The sequence below is a fragment of the Geotalea toluenoxydans JCM 15764 genome, assembly GCF_001311985.1.
In the GTDB taxonomy this organism is placed as follows: domain Bacteria; phylum Desulfobacterota; class Desulfuromonadia; order Geobacterales; family Geobacteraceae; genus Geotalea; species Geotalea toluenoxydans.
The window spans coordinates 42,127-59,677 of the sequence record NZ_BBCJ01000017.1 but is presented as its reverse complement, the minus strand read 5'-3'; the positions used below and the strand labels follow the sequence as shown (position 1 = coordinate 59,677).

The window sequence follows — 17,551 nt, the reverse complement described above, 5'->3', positions numbered from 1 at the left end:
TATTTGGTTCACTTATGAACAAAGAGCTATCTTTCGATACTTACAGGGATGCACGAGCTATCAGCGCAGCGGCGCTTAACGCCGCAGGTCTACCCGCTGCCCTGTAAGTGTGCGTTGAACATTTACTTATTTTAAAGGCCGTGGGTTTCCCCCCACGGCCCTTTTTATCATTTGGGATTGGCCGGAATTTTAAAATTCTTAGGAGCGAGGTAAGCGGATGAGAAACGATATTGTCACCCCCGGAGCTGGAGAACTGACCTACGAGATCAGGAACATCGTCAATGTGGCGGAAAAGCTGCAGAAACATGGCGTCAAGATCAACTGGGAAAATATCGGCGACCCGATCGTCAAGGGTGAGATTATCCCCACCTGGATGAAGGAAATTGTCGCCAAAGAAGCAATGAATGATGATACCTATGCTATTGCCACACCAGGGGCGTCCTGGAAACACGGGAATTCATCTGTGGCCTTACCAACAAGCGGGGTGGAGCCCAGATAACACCGGACGACATCATCTTCTTCAATGGCCTGGGAGACGCCATCGCCAAGGTTTATGGCAATCTCCGCCATGAGACGAGAGTGCTGATGCCCTCCCCCACCTACACCACCCATACCCTTGGGGAGGCGGCCCACGCCCTGGCTGCTCCTGTCTGCTACCAACTCAGGCCCGAGAACAACTGGTTCCCCGACCTTGACGACCTGCGCAACCATGTAAAATATAACCCGCAGATCTCCGGCATCATGCTCATCAACCCGGACAATCCGACCGGCATGGTCTACCCGGTGGAGACCCTGCGCCAGATTGTCGCCATAGCCAAGGAATACGACCTCTTTATTATTGCCGATGAAGTCTATAACAACATCGTCTACAACAACGAGAAAACGGTTCCCATCTCCGATGTCATCGGCGATGTGCCAGCCATTGCCATGAAAGGGATCTCCAAGGAGCTGCCCTGGCCGGGCTCCCGCTGCGGCTGGATTGAGGTTTACAACGGCCAAAAGGACGAGCGCTTCAAAAAATACATCAACTCCATCCTCAGCACCAAGATGAATGAGGTCTGTTCAACGACGCTGCCCCAAAAGACCATTCCGGCCATCATGTCCCACCCGGAATACGGCAACTACCTTGCAGAGCGCATCACCCGCTATGAGCGCATGAGCAACATTACCTACAATTTTCTCAAGGATGTGCCGGGACTGGTGGTGAACCGCACCAACGGCGCCTTTTACATGGCGGTTGCCTTCGAAAAAGGCCTGCTTACCAACCGGCAGAGCCTGCCCATCGACAACGTCGAGGTAAGGGAACTGGTGGAAGGCTTGGTCAACGCCCCCGGCGTCTCGCCGGACAAGCGCTTTGTCTACTACATCCTGGCCCATACCGGCATCTGTATCGTTCCGCTTTCATCCTTCAATACCGACCTGCAGGGGTTCAGGGTCACGCTCCTGGAAAAGGACGACAAGGAATGCGAGCGTATTTACCAGACGCTGGCGGAAAAAATCGGTCAATATCTCAAGTCCTGACCAGCAGCGGGAACAGGCTGCAGAGCCGAGCCTGTTCCCGCCAACCTATCCCCGTCCTGAAAACTTCCCTCTTTCCTGTTTTGCTCCACCCTCCCCTACGTCCGACAGACTCCTAGTTTTGCGAATTTTTGACCCACATGTTTTCATAGTTGCAAAAATGCCACATTCCCCCCTGAAAAAAGCATTGTCTGCTGAAATACGGGTTATGACCTGATATAATTGGCGAATATGGACAGCAGATTTCCCCGGCGCGAGATCGGCACGAATAATGTATGATTTTCCATCGCTGAGAGCACTGCAACAGAAGTGAGGTGACAGTCATGAACACGGAAATAATCGACGAGGCAATCGAAAAGTACGTCCATGAGCGGATGACCGCCGGAAGAAAGCGTGCCACCGAAAGGTTTCTTTCCTATGCCTATCTGAAACAGGGAAAAGAAGGTGTCAACGAATTCTTGCAAAAGGTCCGCGGACTGAGCAATTACTACATCGACTTTCTTCGGGTCATGTCAAATCCGTTCAAAGGACCGGAACTTGCCTGGCTTGCGTCAATGGTCACCATCGCCGTCTATGCCGTCATTCTGATGGGCTTTGAAGAGGACCGGACCGTGGGCATCTTCCTTTTTGCCGGTACTTTAGTGAATGGCTGGTCGTTGATCCGCACCATCGCCAGGAAATGGTGCGACATCGGCGTGATGATCGCCATTTACCTGGAGATAGCCCAACTTGCCGAACACGAACTTGAGCAAATGAACTGACCCCATTTTAAAGCGGATCGAGGATAGGCGGCTTGCAGAGGCCGCCTTTCCTGTTTCGCCCTTTCCAATTCACCAAAACGCCCCTTCGCTCCCCCCTTTTTTACCCGGACAGATGACCGCGGCAATTTTTGAGTTAAAATTTACTTACATTGACTATTTTAACCGGGGGGACCCATGAAAAACAGAGATGACGTTACCAGAGAGGTAATGGCGGCATTTGAACGGGAACCGCTGATAAACCTCCATGCAAGCCCGATCAGAGTCGATTACAGCAACGGAGAGGTAACGCTGACCGGGGAAACAGAAACCCTGGCAGCAAAGAAGATCGCCCTCGAAGCAGCGGGCAAGGTCCCCGGAGTTTCGGCGATCATCGACCGGCTCCATGTCATGCCTGCCGAACGTATGGAAGATGGCGAGATAAGGACCACGTCTGCAATGCCATTGTCGCTGAAAATCTTCTGGAACCATATGCACTTCGCGCCTTGGTAAAAGGGCAGATGGAGTCGGTAAGAGAGCCGTTAGCCGCGTCGGGTGCAATTGAAGTGGCGGTTGACAAGGGGGTGGTAACCCTTAACGGCCAGGTGGCAAGCCTTTCCCAGAAACGGATGGCCGGCGTTCTGGCGTGGTGGGTTCCCGGCAGCAGAGATGTCATCAACGGGCTTGAGATAAGCCCGCCGGAAGAAGACAACGACGACGAGGTCATCGATGGGATCCGCCTGGCCCTGGAAAAGGATCCTTTCGTCAATGCGACCCAAATACGTGTCCGTTGCCGCGATTATGCGGTAACCCTGGAAGGGCTGGTGACCAACGAAACGGAACGACGGATGGCAGAAGCCGATGCCTGGTATGTATTCCGGGTGGACAGCGTAAAGAACCTGCTGCAACACCAGGAGTGATGGCTTCTTACCGCTGCCGTGTCAAAGGGGAAATTTCCACTCAAAATAACGTTGCCCTTTCCATCCTTCTAAAAGAATACCCCCAGTTGCCTATCTGGCCACCAATCCTCCCCTTTTGCCGCCACCGGTTACTCAGCTGATACCCGGCCTGAGTCGGTTCGGGTGAAACGTTACCGAACCAGTTTTAGCTGTGAGATATGGAAAAATTGTGTTAATCTGTCGGCACTTATTGCACCTTGGGATAACGACCGATGGCTGACAAGCGAAGGATAAAAAGGCTGCGAAAAAGGCTGTCGGTTAAATTCGGGCTGCTCCAGGCCGACCGCATTGCCTTTACTGAAGATATCTCCCATCACGGCCTTTTCATCAAAACAGCAAACGTCGCTTCGCCGGGATGCGACGTAAGAGTTGATCTGGCCATCGACGAGACGACCCTTGTCAGGATGGAAGCCCGCGTCATGTGGGCAAAGAAGGTACCGGCAAACATGCTGCGACTGGTGAAGAAGAGCGGCATGGGCGTCAGGATAATCAGGATATTAGACGGAGAAGATGCATTCAATGCACTGTGCCGGGAACTGGACAGGTATTGACATTGCCTTCAGCCTGTTTAACGGGACGGGCCTCGTCAAACCTGATGCTAACCCAAATGAGGATATAAATCTGGCGGAAGATACCCCCCTTGATATCTCACCTGAATCATTCGGCACCATAGGCAAAGTCCTCAAGAGTCTGAAAGGATTCAACCTCGATTGTTATAAAGACAAGTGCATAAAGCGGCGCATCGGCATCAGGGTCAGGGCGACTCACTGCAAAACGGCCGAAGACTACTGCGAGCTCCTCTTGGGCAGCGAGGTGGAACTGGAGCTCCTGTACAAGGTTCTTACCATCCATGTCAGCCAGTTTTTCAGAAATCCCCTCACCTTCCGCAAAGTAAAAGAAGAGATCATCCCCCAATTGATTCAGCAGTGCAAAAACCGGGAGCAACGGGAACTCAGGCTGTGGAGCGTCGGCTGCGCCAGTGGTGAAGAGCCGTACAGTCTGGCCATCATCCTCAAGGAGCATTTCCAGGAAGATCTGCAGGACCTGAACGTATCCATCCTGGCTACCGATGTGGATGCCGACACCCTCCAGGCAGCTCGGGCAGGAGTTTATGGAGAGGATAGAATGGCGGAGGTTCCTGACCCGGTAAAGACACGCTACTTCACGCAAGTGGGTTCGAAGTACCATCTGCTGCCTGAAATAAAGGAAATGGTCACATTCCGGCAGAGCGATCTCTTCGACACAAGCAGCTACCCGGTGAGCGATCTGATCCTCTGCCGGAATGTACTCATCTATTTCGAACGTTCACAGCAGCAGAAGATCATGCAGGCTTTGCCACCGTGCTGGAACAAGGGGGATTTCTCGTGCTCGGTAAGTCGGAGACCCTTTTCGGCTTCACGGGAGCTTTTCAATACGGTTTGCCCCATAGAACGCATTTATCGGGCCGTTTGAGTATCAGGTTCTGAAGCAGGTCCAGATCCTTCAGGGAGAGTTCCATGCGTATTGCCATAGGTTACAAATTCATCCTCGGTTTCATACTGGTTGTCGCCACTGTCGCCTTCACCCCCGGTCTTGTCAAACATGTGGGGTATTCGCCGGAAGGCACCAATATCCTCACCTATGCCGTTGCCGTTACCATCGGCCTGATTCTCGGCTGGTTCTTTTCCAAGAGCTTTACCAAGAATTTCTCCCTTCTTACTGCGGCGACGGAAGACATAAGCAGAGGCGACCTGACCAGGGAGATCAAACTCAAGGATGCCTATTTCAAGGACGAGACCCACGACATTTCCGATTCCATCAACCTGATGGTGCAGAACCTGCGCCAGTTGGTCAAGCACATCAGGGAAACCTCTGAACGGGTCTCTCTCTCGTCCCGGACAATCTCTTCAAACGCCCTGGAAATAAACGCTTCCACAGAGGAAGTGGCACAGGCTGTGGAGCAGATCTCCAGGGGGGCTGAAACCCAGGCAGAGATGGTCACCAGGAGTTCCAAGGTCATCCATGAAATGGCTGCCTCAATGGAGATGATTTCCAGAAGGGCAAACGAGGCTTCAAGAGCCGCCAGGGAAACCAGTTTAACCGCCCATCGGGGGGGAGACCTGGCCAAGGACTCCCTGATGCGCGTCAAGCTCTTCTTCGACGATGTGGAACGGGTCGGCGTCCAGTTCATGGACCTGAATGCCAAGCTGCTGCAGGTGGGAAGAATTGCCGATTTTATCGGTGAAATCGCCCGCCAGACCAATCTCCTCGCCCTGAATGCCTCCATAGAAGCAGCAAAAGCAGGTGAATACGGAAGAGGTTTTGCCGTCGTCGCCGATGAGGTACGCAAGCTTGCAGACGGCACCGGAAAATCGGCAGCCGACATCATCGAACTGATCAGCATGGTCAAGGAAGAAAGCCGCAGAGTCTACGAGACCATTACCGATAGCTCTAGAAATATTGAAGCTGGTAAAAGAAATATCGATACCACGGCAGAATCTTTTCGGGACATTCTCAACACCGTCATGGAAACCGAACGCAAGACCAGCAGCATCACGGAACTTTCACAACTGCAGTCCGAAGGCGCCGGCAAGATGGTGGGAATGATCGATGAGATTGCCAAAGTTGCCGAAGACAACGCTGCGGCTACGGAAGAAGTCTCGGCAGCGACAGTAGAGCAATCGTCCGCCATGCAGGAGATGGTCCGGGCGACCATTGAGCTGACCAAGCTGGCCGAAGCGCTGCTCAAGGTCGTCGAACAATTCCGCACCCCCGGTGGAGAAACTCCGGAGTCATGAGCGAGTCAGACACCAGCCGTTATCTTCTTTTCACCCTCATGGATTCCACCTACGCAATCGATCTTCAACAGGTGGCGGAAGTTGTCGAGCCCCCGCCATTATCCCCGATTCCCCGGGCACCGGCTCATTTGATCGGCGCCATGAACTCACATGGCAATATCAAGGCGGTTGTCGACCTGTCCCTCATGCTGAACCAGGGCAGCCGCAAATTTGACGGAAAGATACTGGTATTGGAAGACCGCTTTGCCAGCCTTGCAATCCGGGTGGATGGAGTTCTGGCTATTGCGGCCACAGAGACAATGGAACGTAAGCCGGCAGAGGAAGACGATGAACTGAGCGATTGGATTATTTCCGACGGTACGCAGGTAATCAGGCTTCTGGCCCTGGACAAGCTGTTGCAGAGACTGGAGGCAACCATCAATGGCTGATGGGGTAAATAGCGGCAACCGAAGCGGGGGAGCCTGATTCATGGACATGTCCCACTACAGGGAGCTCTTTGTTACCGAATCGCGAGAACATCTCAGAGCCATCGGCAATCACATACTCTCTCTGGAAGGTGACCCCGGCGATCGCAGCACCCTGGACGCCCTTTTTCGCGCCGCCCACTCCATAAAGGGAATGGCGGCATCCATGGGATACGGTGACATCTCTGAACTGGCCCACAAGTTGGAAGACCTCATGGACCGGTTGCGCAAGGGGGCTCTGGTATTCGATAGCCTGGCCGCAGATCTGTTTCTCGAAGGGGCAGACCTGCTGGAAACAATGATCGGCGATGTTGACCGGAACGTTACCGCCAACCGCAGTAGCAACGACCTGATCCGCCGGATTGTCAACTTTCCCCGCAACGATGCTCCTTCGCCAACCACAAAAACCGGTCCCCCGCGCCTACGGCAAAAGCAAACGACTCTCCCCCAGAGGCAGACGGTTCACCGACCATCCGGGTCAGGACAGAACTTCTCGATTCTCTGATCAACCTTACCGGGGAGCTAATAACCAGTAAATCCAGGATTTTCACCGTCAGCAGCCGCCTCAGACACCCCGACCTGGATGATGCCTGCATTGAGCTGGGGAAACTGCTACGCAGCCTGCATGATCAAGTCATGAAAGCCCGGCTTATTCCTTTTTTCCAGATCGGCGACCGTTTCCCCAGAGTTGTCCGTGATCTGGCAAAAAAAACAGGCAAGGAAATCACTCTTGAGATCAGCGGCAGTGAAGTGGAGCTGGATCGAGGAATCCTCGAATCATTATCTGACCCCCTGATCCATATCCTGCGCAATGGGGTCGATCACGGCATTGAACTTCCGGGAGAACGCCTGGCCGCCGGCAAGCCGGCAAAGGGGAAGATTCGCCTGTCGGTTCGCAGGGAGAAAGACCGGGTCTCGATCATAGTCGAGGATGACGGCAAGGGAATGGAGCCTGCCCAGCTCATTTCATCCGCTCTGGAAAAGGGGCTGATCACCAGGGAAGAGGCAGCGGGTTTGTCGAAGCACAATGCCTTATGCTCACTTGCCTGCCCGGCTTTTCCACAGCCGGGGAAGTCACCGAGGTCTCCGGACGCGGAGTCGGCATGGATGCTGTGAAATCGGCAGTTCATGCACTTGGGGGCACACTGCTGATCGACACGGAGCAGGGTAAGGGAAGCAGGTTTCACCTGAGTGTCCCGGCCGGCATATCCATTATGCAGACCCTGGTTGTCTGCTGCGGACAGATGAAGGTGGCAGTGCCGGTAAACGCCATTACGCAGACCCGTCAGCTGGAAAGGGACCTGATCCTGAAAAAGGGGAAACAGAGCGTCTTCATCCTGGAGGGGGAAACCATTCCCCTTCTCAGCCTTAACCGCATTTTACGCCTCCCCCCCATGCCCACGGCAGGGGGAGACATCTCTCTCATCACCTGCGAAATCAGGGGCAAAAAGCTCGGCCTCGTTGTGGACTCATTTCTGACACAACATGAGCTGTTCATAAAACCGCTGGGCAGGCCGCTGCTGAAGCTGAAAGGGCTGCTTGGCAGCGCCATTCTGGGGGACGGAGAAATCGTTTACATCCTGGATATACCGAACCTGCTTTAACGCATGCCGCCCGTCAGCGTCAAATCTTATGACTTGAATTTCATTTGAAGCAGCTGAAAGTCAGTTGCGGAGGTCAAAGACTTGTGGCAATATTGACAGTCATGTGATATAGCATTTTGCTGTTTTTATGGGAGAGCAATCATGAAAATCACGGGAAGAGCGATCATTGCCCTGTTCCTTGTCCTGACGGCAATTTCAGCCGAAGCCAGTGCGGCAGAGAAGATTACTGTAGGCCTGAAGGACGTCGTCAACACGGTGGAACAGTCCTACCGGGCACTCAGTACCCTGACCGCCGATTTCTTTCAGCGCTCAACCATAGCCAAGGAGAACAGGGAAATGCGCGCCGACGGGCAGATGTTCCTCAAGGCTGCAACGGACGGTGATCCCCTCAAGTTCCGTTTTGATTACTTCCGTCCCACCACCCAGGAGATTGTCAGCAACGGAAGAACCTTGTGGATGTATCTGCCGGAAAGCCGCAAGGTGCTCTTGAGCGATGTGAGCTTCGTCTTCGAGCCCTCCCGGTTCAACCCGGACCGGGACCGCGCCTCCAACTTCCTTCAGGGGCTGGGGCGGATCTCGAAAGATTTCCTTATCACTGCTCCCTCCCAGGCACAGGATATCGAAGGCAATTACATCCTTGAGCTGACGCCGCGTCGTGCTACGGCAACCATAGAGAAACTGTTCATCGCCGTTCGCCGGGATGCGGTTCTGCTCTATGTTCAAAACAACCGCGATATTGCCAGGCTCTTCAACGACCCGCTCCGGCAGGACCTGGCTTTCCCCGTTCTGTCAACAACTGTGGTTGATCATCAGCAAAATACCACTATAATGGAATTCAGCAACATCAGAGCCAACACCATCATGTCCGACCAGCTTTTCGAGTTTATCATTCCGGCCGAGTCGATGTTGTAAGGCCTTCGCCACCGTAGGAATCAGGGTTTCTTCGACCTTTGCCAGGACAAAAGGCGACATGATCAAATGTCGCCTTTGTAAATTTATAGGGAATCGCTATCCCCAAAGAGGTGCTTCAAATGCGTTCATGTTTTTCCATCCTGCTTTTGTCATGCGTGGTTCTGCTGCAATCGGCTCTGCCGCAGCATGGGTTAGCTGCAGAAATGAACGATGTGGTCAAAACTCTCGAACAGGGCTACAGGACATTGAACGACCTGCAGGCCGATTTTTCCCAGCAGACAGAAATCGCATCGATGAAACGCAAAGAGCGTGGCGCCGGAGAACTGTTCCTGAAAAAAGGAGCAAACGGGCAGGCCATGTTCAGCTTCAACTATTCGAAGCCCAGGCAGCAGATTATCTCCAATGGCAAAAAGGTCTGGTATTATCTGCCTGAAAACAAGCAGGTAATGGTTTCGGATGTGGCTTCTCTGTTCGAGGGGGGCAATTCGGTCGCCCTCAACTATCTGAGCGGCATGGGACACGTCTCAAGGGATTTCAACATCAGGTTTGCCGGCGATGGCCGCGACAAAAAAGGAAATTACCTCCTGGAGCTGATACCCAAGAAGCCAAGCCAGGCAATGGCAAAGCTGCATCTTGGCATCGAGGCACAGGCCGTGGCAAGCTTTACCAGGGAAGGACAGGCTGCCGATCCATTCCCCATTGCCTATTCGGTCGTTTTCGACTCTTACGGCAACCGCACGGCCATTGAATTCAGCAACATCAAGGTTAACCGGGGCATACGCAGCGACAGGTTCAATTTCAAGGTACCGAGCGGGGTAGAGGTTGTCAATCCCGGTCAGACTAAATGACATCAGATGTTATTCAGGAGGAGAGATGCCGTCATTCGATATCGTATCAAAAGTTGATATGCAGGAAGTTGACAACGCCGTAAATCAAGCAGTAAAGGAGATAGCCCAGCGTTACGATTTCAAGGGTTCGAAGAGCGAGGTCACCCTTGAAAAGGATGCCATCAAGGTTCTGACCGAAGATGACTTCCGGCTCAAGGCAATCATCGACATCCTGCAGTCCAAGTTCATCAAGAGGGGCATTTCAGCCAAGGCTTTGCAGTACGGCAAGGTGGAAAATGCCTCCGGCAGCATGGTGCGCCAGGTGATCGACATTCAGCAGGGAGTATCCAAGGAAAAGGGCAAGGAGATCAACAATGTCATCAAGGAGACCAAGCTGAAGGTGCAAAGCCAGATCCAGGATGATCAGGTACGTGTAACGGGAAAGAACATCGACGACCTGCAGCAGGTCATCCAACTGCTCAAGGGCAAAGACCTGGGCCTCGATCTGCAGTTCGTCAATTTCAGGCAGTAGCCGAGTGAACCAGGCCGGGGCACCATCAGCAGCCGACTACCGACCGCCGACTGCCGACCGCCGACTGAATACCGCCGATCGCTAAAAAAGGAGTAAATTTGAGTACGAACAGTAAAGAAAAAGTAAGTCTGGTCAGTCTGGGCTGCCCGAAAAACCTGGTGGACGCCGAGGTAATGCTTGGCTACCTGTCAAAGGACAGCTACGAGGTAACCACCGACGAACATGAAGCCGATATCATCATTGTCAACACCTGTTCTTTTATCAAGGAAGCAAAGCAGGAGAGCATCGACACCATTCTGGACCTGGCCGACCGCAAACATGATGCCCGCTGTAAAATGCTGATCGTCACCGGATGCCTTCCCCAGCGGTATCAGGAGGAACTGGTCAAAGAACTACCCGAGGTCGACATTTTTGTCGGCACCGGCGATTACCCCCGTATTGCTGAAATCATTGCCGAAAAACGGGGACTTTCGGAACAGCTCTGCTATACCGGCGATCCCAACTTTCTCTATGATGACGAACTGCCCAGGTTGCAGTCGTCCCCCTACTACACCGCATATCTCAAGATCGCCGAAGGCTGTTCCAACTGCTGTTCATACTGTGTCATCCCTTCCCTGCGGGGCTCTTTCAGGTCCCGTCCCATGGACAAGCTTCTCAGGGAAGCAGAGGGGTTGGTCGCCAAGGGGGTCAGGGAGATCAACCTCATTGCCCAGGATATTACCGGCTATGGCAGGGACCTGAACGAAGGAGCAACCCTTGAGGTGCTGATCAGGTCGCTGGTAAAACTGGAGGGATTGCAATGGATCCGTCTGCTCTATGCCTACCCCGACGGCATCAGCGACAGCCTGATCAAGCTGATCAAGGAAGAGGACAAGGTATGCAAATACCTGGACATACCTCTCCAGCACATCAGCGACCCGATTCTGAAACAGATGAACCGCAGGAGCAGTGAAGCTGAGATCAGGGAACTTATTGCAAAGCTGAGGACGGAAGTACCGGGTATTGCCATCAGGACCTCATTCATTGTCGGTTTTCCCGGTGAAACAGACGACGACTTCAAGAAGCTTGTTCAATTTGTTGAAGAAACCCGCTTCGATCGCATGGGGGTGTTCTGCTACTCCAGGGAAGAGGGCACACCTGCATTCGAGATGGCCGAACAGGTTTCCGAACGGATCAAGAGGGAACGTTACAAGAAGTTGATGCGGACCCAGGCGCGAGTATCATTCAAGCATAACCGCAGCCTGGTCGATAAGGAAGAAATGGTGCTTATCGAAGGATACAGCGAAGAAACCGAACTCCTGCTTAAGGGACGTTCGTCAAGACAGGCCCCGGACATTGACGGACAGGTATACATTACAGCGGGGAATGCACAGGTTGGCGAGATTGTAAGATTAAGGATCACCGATTCCTCCGATTATGATCTCATCGGTGAAATAGTTTCCCAAAGCCCCTAAAGACGCCATTTTAAAGAGGGCTTTTCCCTTGACAAAGAAAACTATTGCTGTATTATTGCGACGCCTTTTACGGCGGTAAACTCAAGGAACGGAGCGCATTTATGGTTGATAAACTGGATGAGATGAAAGCCATCCTCCTTAAGATGAAAGAAGAGACCATCAAGGAAATCAGCAAGTCTCTCAAATCAGGTTCGGATATTCCCACCAACGAACCAAGCGGCGATATTTATGATCAGGCATCCAGCGAACGGGATCGGGAACTGGGGCTTTTGCTCGACGACCGCGAGCGGGAGAAACTGCGCAATATTGATGAGGCTCTGCTGAAGATCGAAGAGGAAGAGTATGGCATTTGCGAAGAATGCGAAGAAGAGATTCCCATTGGCCGGCTGAAGATAGTCCCCTTTGCCCGCTATTGCGTCAAGTGCAAGGCGGATATTGAAAAGCTGCAGGCCCAGACCAAGCGGTTTGAAGAAGACCGAGCATACCGGGAAATCGCACTGGGCGAAGAAGAAGAGGCCTGAAAAGCCAACAAGCAAAAAAGGGCGCCGCGGAAGCAGCGCCCTTTTTTGTTTTTAGGACAATCCCACCCCCCTGCTCACTTACGTTCGCTTCCCCCCTACTCCGTAGGGGGGATTGAGGGGGTAGCTTCTTCGGATTCCTCGCCGCTATGGCTCTGTCACTCTCTCCAGAAGCCTCGGCTGACCTCCCTGAAAGTGCTAAATTCATTTTATCTGCCGAGCAGCCGACCGTATTCCGCTGCTGTGATGGCAGTATGCCAGTGCCCGCCCATCTTGCCGATCATTGTCCCTCCCCAGAAAAACAAAACCACCAGCATGGCAAAAACCACCCCATTCACCGTAACCTTGCGTCCGGTAAGCTTCATGGCCAAAGCCCCCTCTGCGCGACAGTGGCTGACACAGCGCAGGCAGCCGATGCACTCTTCCGAATGAACCCGCTCCCTGGACATGACGGGGATGTACGAAGGGCAAACCTGGTTGCAGACGCCGCAGGATACGCAAGCGCCTTTGTTCCGGGTTGCCTTCACTGGTGAAAAAAGCGATATCAGCCCAAGAAGAGCGCCATAGGGGCAAAGAAAGCGGCAGAAAGGATTGCGTAGCCCCAGTGATAGCAGCACAAGCAGGCCGATTATCACCAGAGGCCGCCCTGACAGGTTGAGGAAAAAGTCCAGGAGTCTCACATCGGCGATCTTGTTGTAATCGGAATAGATGAAAGCGGTGACCTGCTCCGGCAGCATGGCAAAGAAGATTGAATAGAGAAAAAAAGCGAGCAGCAGGAACTTGATACTTCGCAAAATCAGGTCCAGCCAGCGGGGGGGCTGGATGTTGCGCCTGAAGATGCTGAATCCACCTTCCACAGCACCTCTGAAATGGTTCCCACCGGACAGATCCAGGAACAGAATGACCGCTTCAGCAGGAAGGAAACGGCAACGACACTGAGAAAAATGACCAGAGCAGCAGGATGTACCGGATTGATGGAACCGCTGGTCAGCCAATCCTTCAAGCTCAAAAGGGCGGAGATGGGCAGGAAGGCCTCGATCCCTTCCGGCCTGCCAGGGAGCGGGCCCGATGCGCCCAGGCGGAGATGGTAGACAAAACGGAAAAAGAGGATCCCCAGGTAAAGGGAGAAGAGGAGAAAACCCCACTGGATCATGATCCTCAGGGGCTGAATATATCGTTGACTCATATATTGGATCCCTACAGAGCGCCACATACTTTTGCGACTTATTGTGTCCCAAACCCATGCTATGGTTTGACCATAAAGAGTGGGGAGGGGAAAAATGGAACTTATCGTTGTAACGGGAGCGGTAACTGTTATCTACTGCGGCTATCTGGCTGCCCGGGACGAGATCAGGGACTGGAAGCGACTGAAAGCTGTGAAAATCGGGCGCAGCCGCCGCCACAGAAAGGAAGTCAGCCGCATCAGGATTTCAGTCTCTTGTCCAGAAGGTGGCGCGGCTGCACATTGGCGAGAGCCCTTAAGAGACTCTTTTTGATGTATGGATTTTCCTTTTCCAGCTCCTTCAGAAGTTCTTTCATCCTTCTGCGTTGCTGATCGGCGGAACCACAAACCGGGCAGCAGCAACAGACCACAGGGAAACGGTTGTTGCGGGAAAATTGAATGATGTCTTCTTCAGATACATAAACGAGCGGCCTGATCACCGTCGTCAGCCCGTTGTCGGCCAGCATCCCCGGCGCCATCGCCTTGAGTGCGCCGACAAAGAACTGGTTGAGCAGCAGGGTTTCGATGAAATCGTCCATGTGGTGACCCAGCGCCAGCTTGTTGCAATTGTGCTGCTGGGCCAGGGCATAGAGAGCTCCTCTTTTGAGGCGGGCACAGATGGAGCAGTAGGAGGAATCGGGCCGCCGCTTTTCCTTGATGATGCCGTAATGATCTGTTTTCTCCATATGCACGGTAAAGCCGTTCTCATGGAGATGTTCTTCGATGATGTCCGCCCTGAAACCGGGGTATCCCGAGTCGATGTTGATGGCGACGATCTCGTAGCGCACCGGCGCCCGCCGTCTCAGGGTGTCCAGCATGTGCAGCAGGGTATAGGAGTCCTTGCCCCCCGAAACCCCCACGGCAATCCGGTCCCCTTCCTCGATCAGGCCGTACTCTGCAATGGCGCGCCCGACCCGGTTCTTGATCCTTCTGTACAACGCATCTTCAATCAGTGCCACAAAAAACTCCAACAAGCAAAGGCGATCCCATGGGACCGCCCTTCCCTATGCAAACAGTATCGGTCGAGGAACTACCCCAGAACTTCCTGGCGGAAGCGGTCGATCCCCATTTCGTCGACGATGCGGCCAAGGCGGTTCTGGTTGGCGGATTGCTTATACCAGGCGATGATCTTCGCCACTATCTCCAACACCTCTTCTTCCGTCGGCACATTGTCCACCAACATATCGGCAAGACGAGGCCGGGCGCCGGCATTGCCTCCCACCATAACCCGCCACCCCTTGTTGGTGCCCATGATTCCGATGTCCTTTATTGCCGGTTCGGCACAGGAAACCATGCAGCCGGAAACCCCCATCTTCAGCTTGTTGGGCAGCTCCATGGCGTGGTAGATCTTGTCCAGCTTGAGCCCCAGGGATATGGAGTCCTGAATTCCGCGCTTGCAGAAGCTGGTCCCCGGACAGATCTTGACGCTGCGCACGCATAGTCCAATGGCGGCACCGGGTGCTGTGGCCAGGTCGGCCCAGACCCCGTCCAGGTCTTCTTCCTTGATGCCCACCAGGGCAATACGCTGGGCCGAGGTAATCTTCACCGCCTGGACCTTGTATTTATCCGCTACGTCACAGATCTTGCGCAGGGTTGCAGTATCGACAATTCCCCCCGGAATGTGGGGAGCGACTGCATAGGTTTCCCGGTCGCGCTGCAGTATGGCCCCTTTTTCCAGAATATCCTTCTTCATTTTTTCCTCCTGACTTCGGATAAGTTTTACTTAAATTCAGGTAGCAGCGACTCCAACCGCCACCCTTTCTTTTCACCCTCATCGAAATAGCGCCACTTCTGCAGATCGGTAACGGTCCTCACCGTAGTCGATGGACTAATGTTGTAATCAAGCTCCATTACCACCTCCGCCTTCTTGGCTTCAGTGTCGCAATCCTTGCTGAGGATACGCGAATCAAGCACCCTGATACCCCTGGCAGCCTCGACACGTTTCCGATAGTCGTCACGCAGCGGCGCATCCACATAGGCAACACCTGCATCGAATTCCTGCCAGCGCAGCATTGTGGCATAGGATCTGGAAGTCTTGTCAAAATTCTCTTTCACGATGTAGCCGAAGTTGCAACCGGAAAACATGAGCAACGATGCAGCAAGCAGTACCATGCGAAAGCCGAATTTCATGATTATTCTCCTATCCCTTTATGTATCTCACCAGCTCGGCAGCTATCCCGTACCTGCCGAAGGGGGGATCAGATAAAAACCCCCTACCCGGTCACGGGCGGCATCAATGAACTCGCGGGCAATGGCCAGCCCCTCGCGGGCACCTTCCTCTTTTTCCTTCCCCTTCATCCGCCCTCTTATTTCATCGGGAATGACAATGCCGGGTACCTCATTGTGGAGAAACTCGGCATTTCTCTCACTCACCAGGGGCAGCACACCGGCAGGATCGGTATGTTCAGCTGTGCCGTCTGTTCCAGCATATCATCCAGACGTTTCAGGTCATAGATGGGTTGTGTCTGGGCAAACGAGGCTCCGTTGGTCACTTTTTTCAGCAGGCGGCCGGTCTGGACATCCATACGCGCCGTGTTGGGATTGAAGGCGGCGCCGATGGTGAAACCGGTGCCGCAGCCAAGAGGGTTGCCAAGGGCGTTGACCCCCCTGTTCAAGTCATCCAGGAGTTTGATCAGGGTGAATGAATTGAGGTCGAACACCGAGGATGCGCCGGCCTGCTCCCCCAGGCTTGCCGGGTCGCCGGTCACAGCCAGAATGGAGCGGATACCCAGAAGGCTCGCTCCCATCAGATCCGATTGCAAACCGAGCAGGTTCCTGTCCCGGCAGGTGATGTGGACGATGACTTCGATGCCGATCTCCCGCTGGATCAGGTTGGCCAGGGCGATATTGCCCATTCTCACCCGAGCCAGAGGGTTTTCGGCAAGATTGATGGCATCGGCCCCGGCTTCTTTAAGGATGCGGCTGCCGGTGAGCACATTGCTGCAGTCCAGCCCCCGTGGCGGGTCCAGTTCGACGGTTACCACCTTCTCTTTCCCCCAGGACGAAAGGAAACCGGGCGCCGCCACAGTCTGCGTCTCGCCACGTTCGGCCAAGGGCACAGATGTGGATATCTGACGCGGGGCAGGCTTTCGCCCCTTGACTCTGGCGGCAATCTCACGAATATGGTCAGGGGTAGTGCCGCAGCAGCCGCCGATGAGGACAGCGCCGGCGGCAGCCATCTCTTCAGCCATGCCGGCAAAGTATTCGGGAGTGGCACGGTACAGGTAGCGGCCATTGACATACTCGGGAAAGCCGCTGTTGGGATAAACGGCAATGGGCAGAGCAGTGACCTTGCCCAGGCGCTTCACTGTGCGGAGTATTTCAAGCGGCCCTGCGCCACAGTTGGCGCCAATCACATCGGCTCCGGCAGCAGCCAGCCTCTCGGCAACTGATTCCACCGGTACGCCTCCGGCTATGCGGCTGTTTTCGCCAAAAGCCATGCTGCAACGACAGGTAACCCCGTCTTTTTCGCCACAGCCACCCCAATTTGCAGCTGCCTGAGATCGGAAAAGGTTTCCAGAAGAAAAAGATCTACTCCCCCCTCGACCAGTGCATCTACCTGGGCGTCGAACATCCGGCGGATCTGATCATCCCCCAGGTCCTTTTCTTCCCCCCTTGGCGCCAACCAAGGGGCCGATTGAGCCGGCAACATAAACATCGTGTCCGGAAGCCGCCTGCCGGGCAAGCTGAGCCCCCTTGACGTTGATGTCATGGAGCTTGGCACCGATGCCGATAGCATCCAGCTTGGCAAAATTGGCACCGAAGGTGTTGGTTTCTATGACCCTTGCCCCGGCAGAAACGTACTCCCGGTGGAGGTCCAGTACCAGCGAAGGTCTGACCAGGTTCAGATGCTCAAAGTTGGCGTCCGGGCTCACACCTTTGGCATAGAGCATGGTGCCGATGGCGCCGTCGCCTATCAATACTTCATGCTGGAGTGCTTGGAGAAAATTCATCTATTACCCATGTTTTGCTGGCATTTTTACGGCCTGATCGCTAAAATACCGATCAAATTTATTTCTGCGAGGTC

The 17,551-nt window shown here is 53.9% G+C and carries 22 protein-coding genes and 3 pseudogenes; 17 read left to right on the top strand and 8 right to left on the bottom strand.

Going from position 1 to position 17,551, the window contains the following annotated elements; translation table 11 throughout:
* Positions 1-217 precede the first annotated feature (217 nt).
* The 17 genes and pseudogenes from JCM15764_RS12390 to JCM15764_RS12330 all read left to right on the top strand — a co-directional run bounded on the left by JCM15764_RS12390 (position 218) and on the right by JCM15764_RS12330 (position 12,305).
* Positions 218-1,521, top strand: a pseudogene (locus tag JCM15764_RS12390) (pyridoxal phosphate-dependent aminotransferase).
* 320 nt (positions 1,522-1,841) lie between these two features.
* Positions 1,842-2,279, top strand: coding sequence for a GSU0071 family protein (locus tag JCM15764_RS12385; protein WP_054696108.1), 438 nt, complete (start codon positions 1,842-1,844; stop codon positions 2,277-2,279).
* 174 nt (positions 2,280-2,453) lie between these two features.
* Positions 2,454-2,768 carry a BON domain-containing protein gene (locus JCM15764_RS23430; protein WP_243688889.1) on the top strand — a complete coding sequence of 105 codons (315 nt, stop codon included), beginning with the start codon at positions 2,454-2,456 and terminating at the stop codon, positions 2,766-2,768.
* An 8-nt stretch (positions 2,769-2,776) separates the two neighbouring features.
* The gene (locus JCM15764_RS23425; RefSeq protein ID WP_243688888.1) at positions 2,777-3,175 is read left to right on the top strand and encodes a BON domain-containing protein; all 399 of its coding nucleotides are present in this window, start codon (positions 2,777-2,779) and stop codon (positions 3,173-3,175) included.
* 251 nt (positions 3,176-3,426) lie between these two features.
* Positions 3,427-3,765, top strand: a complete 339-nt coding sequence (locus tag JCM15764_RS12375) for a PilZ domain-containing protein (RefSeq protein ID WP_054696105.1) — start codon at positions 3,427-3,429, stop codon at positions 3,763-3,765.
* A complete protein-coding gene (locus JCM15764_RS12370) occupies positions 3,734-4,666 on the top strand; it encodes a CheR family methyltransferase (RefSeq protein ID WP_243688887.1) in 933 nt (310 codons plus the stop codon). Before JCM15764_RS12375 ends, JCM15764_RS12370 begins: the two co-directional genes overlap by 32 nt.
* Before the next feature lie 44 nt (positions 4,667-4,710).
* Positions 4,711-5,991 (top strand): methyl-accepting chemotaxis protein, encoded by a 1,281-nt coding sequence (locus JCM15764_RS12365; RefSeq protein WP_054696102.1) that lies wholly within the window; start codon positions 4,711-4,713, stop codon positions 5,989-5,991.
* Complete coding sequence (locus tag JCM15764_RS12360; RefSeq protein WP_054696099.1) at positions 5,988-6,419, top strand: chemotaxis protein CheW; 432 nt, start codon at positions 5,988-5,990, stop codon at positions 6,417-6,419. The genes JCM15764_RS12365 and JCM15764_RS12360 overlap by 4 nt, the downstream gene beginning before the upstream one ends.
* A 40-nt stretch (positions 6,420-6,459) precedes the next feature.
* On the top strand, positions 6,460-6,960 hold the full coding sequence (locus JCM15764_RS23420) for an Hpt domain-containing protein (RefSeq protein ID WP_243688886.1): 501 nt from the start codon (positions 6,460-6,462) through the stop codon (positions 6,958-6,960).
* Positions 6,927-7,040, top strand: a pseudogene (locus tag JCM15764_RS28395) (hypothetical protein); the annotation flags it as partial. The gene JCM15764_RS23420 and the pseudogene JCM15764_RS28395, both read left to right, overlap by 34 nt.
* Before the next feature lie 51 nt (positions 7,041-7,091).
* Positions 7,092-7,571, top strand: coding sequence for an ATP-binding protein (locus tag JCM15764_RS23410; RefSeq protein WP_243688885.1), 480 nt, complete (start codon positions 7,092-7,094; stop codon positions 7,569-7,571).
* On the top strand, positions 7,490-8,059 hold the full coding sequence (locus JCM15764_RS23405; protein ID WP_369412316.1) for a chemotaxis protein CheW: 570 nt from the start codon (positions 7,490-7,492) through the stop codon (positions 8,057-8,059). The genes JCM15764_RS23410 and JCM15764_RS23405 overlap by 82 nt, the downstream gene beginning before the upstream one ends.
* 141 nt (positions 8,060-8,200) lie before the next feature.
* Complete coding sequence (locus JCM15764_RS12350; RefSeq protein ID WP_054696096.1) at positions 8,201-8,971, top strand: LolA family protein; 771 nt, start codon at positions 8,201-8,203, stop codon at positions 8,969-8,971.
* Positions 8,972-9,090: 119 nt separating this feature from the next.
* Positions 9,091-9,819 (top strand): LolA family protein, encoded by a 729-nt coding sequence (locus tag JCM15764_RS12345; protein ID WP_054696092.1) that lies wholly within the window; start codon positions 9,091-9,093, stop codon positions 9,817-9,819.
* Between the two features lie 25 nt (positions 9,820-9,844).
* Positions 9,845-10,330 carry a YajQ family cyclic di-GMP-binding protein gene (locus tag JCM15764_RS12340; RefSeq protein ID WP_054696090.1) on the top strand — a complete coding sequence of 162 codons (486 nt, stop codon included), beginning with the start codon at positions 9,845-9,847 and terminating at the stop codon, positions 10,328-10,330.
* A gap of 98 nt (positions 10,331-10,428) precedes the next feature.
* Positions 10,429-11,784 carry a 30S ribosomal protein S12 methylthiotransferase RimO gene (gene rimO / locus JCM15764_RS12335; RefSeq protein ID WP_054696087.1) on the top strand — a complete coding sequence of 452 codons (1,356 nt, stop codon included), beginning with the start codon at positions 10,429-10,431 and terminating at the stop codon, positions 11,782-11,784.
* Between the two features lie 101 nt (positions 11,785-11,885).
* Entirely contained in the window at positions 11,886-12,305 is a 420-nt protein-coding gene (locus tag JCM15764_RS12330) for a TraR/DksA family transcriptional regulator (RefSeq protein WP_012646010.1), read from the top strand.
* Between the two features lie 206 nt (positions 12,306-12,511).
* Here the strand turns inward: JCM15764_RS12330 and JCM15764_RS12325 are convergent, their stop codons facing one another.
* The 8 genes and pseudogenes from JCM15764_RS12325 to JCM15764_RS28380 all read right to left on the bottom strand — a co-directional run bounded on the left by JCM15764_RS12325 (position 12,512) and on the right by JCM15764_RS28380 (position 17,477).
* Positions 12,512-13,159, bottom strand: a complete 648-nt coding sequence (locus JCM15764_RS12325) for a 4Fe-4S binding protein (RefSeq protein WP_369412315.1) — start codon at positions 13,157-13,159, stop codon at positions 12,512-12,514.
* Positions 13,099-13,488, bottom strand: a complete 390-nt coding sequence (locus tag JCM15764_RS28390) for a 4Fe-4S binding protein (protein WP_369412314.1) — start codon at positions 13,486-13,488, stop codon at positions 13,099-13,101. The genes JCM15764_RS12325 and JCM15764_RS28390 overlap by 61 nt, the downstream gene beginning before the upstream one ends.
* Before the next feature lie 236 nt (positions 13,489-13,724).
* Positions 13,725-14,483 carry a tRNA 2-thiocytidine(32) synthetase TtcA gene (gene ttcA, locus JCM15764_RS12320; RefSeq protein ID WP_054696211.1) on the bottom strand — a complete coding sequence of 253 codons (759 nt, stop codon included), beginning with the start codon at positions 14,481-14,483 and terminating at the stop codon, positions 13,725-13,727.
* Between the two features lie 71 nt (positions 14,484-14,554).
* Positions 14,555-15,217 (bottom strand): ferredoxin-like domain-containing protein, encoded by a 663-nt coding sequence (locus tag JCM15764_RS12315; protein ID WP_054696083.1) that lies wholly within the window; start codon positions 15,215-15,217, stop codon positions 14,555-14,557.
* Positions 15,218-15,243: 26 nt separating this feature from the next.
* A complete protein-coding gene (locus tag JCM15764_RS12310; protein WP_054696080.1) occupies positions 15,244-15,654 on the bottom strand; it encodes a hypothetical protein in 411 nt (136 codons plus the stop codon).
* A 42-nt stretch (positions 15,655-15,696) separates the two neighbouring features.
* Positions 15,697-15,897, bottom strand: coding sequence for a hypothetical protein (locus tag JCM15764_RS28385; RefSeq protein WP_369412313.1), 201 nt, complete (start codon positions 15,895-15,897; stop codon positions 15,697-15,699).
* A pseudogene (locus JCM15764_RS12305) lies at positions 15,894-17,098 on the bottom strand (bifunctional homocysteine S-methyltransferase/methylenetetrahydrofolate reductase). The gene JCM15764_RS28385 and the pseudogene JCM15764_RS12305 overlap by 4 nt, the downstream one beginning before the upstream one ends.
* Positions 17,099-17,111: 13 nt before the next feature.
* The gene (locus tag JCM15764_RS28380) at positions 17,112-17,477 is read right to left on the bottom strand and encodes a homocysteine S-methyltransferase family protein (protein ID WP_369412312.1); all 366 of its coding nucleotides are present in this window, start codon (positions 17,475-17,477) and stop codon (positions 17,112-17,114) included.
* Positions 17,478-17,551: the final 74 nt, after the last annotated feature.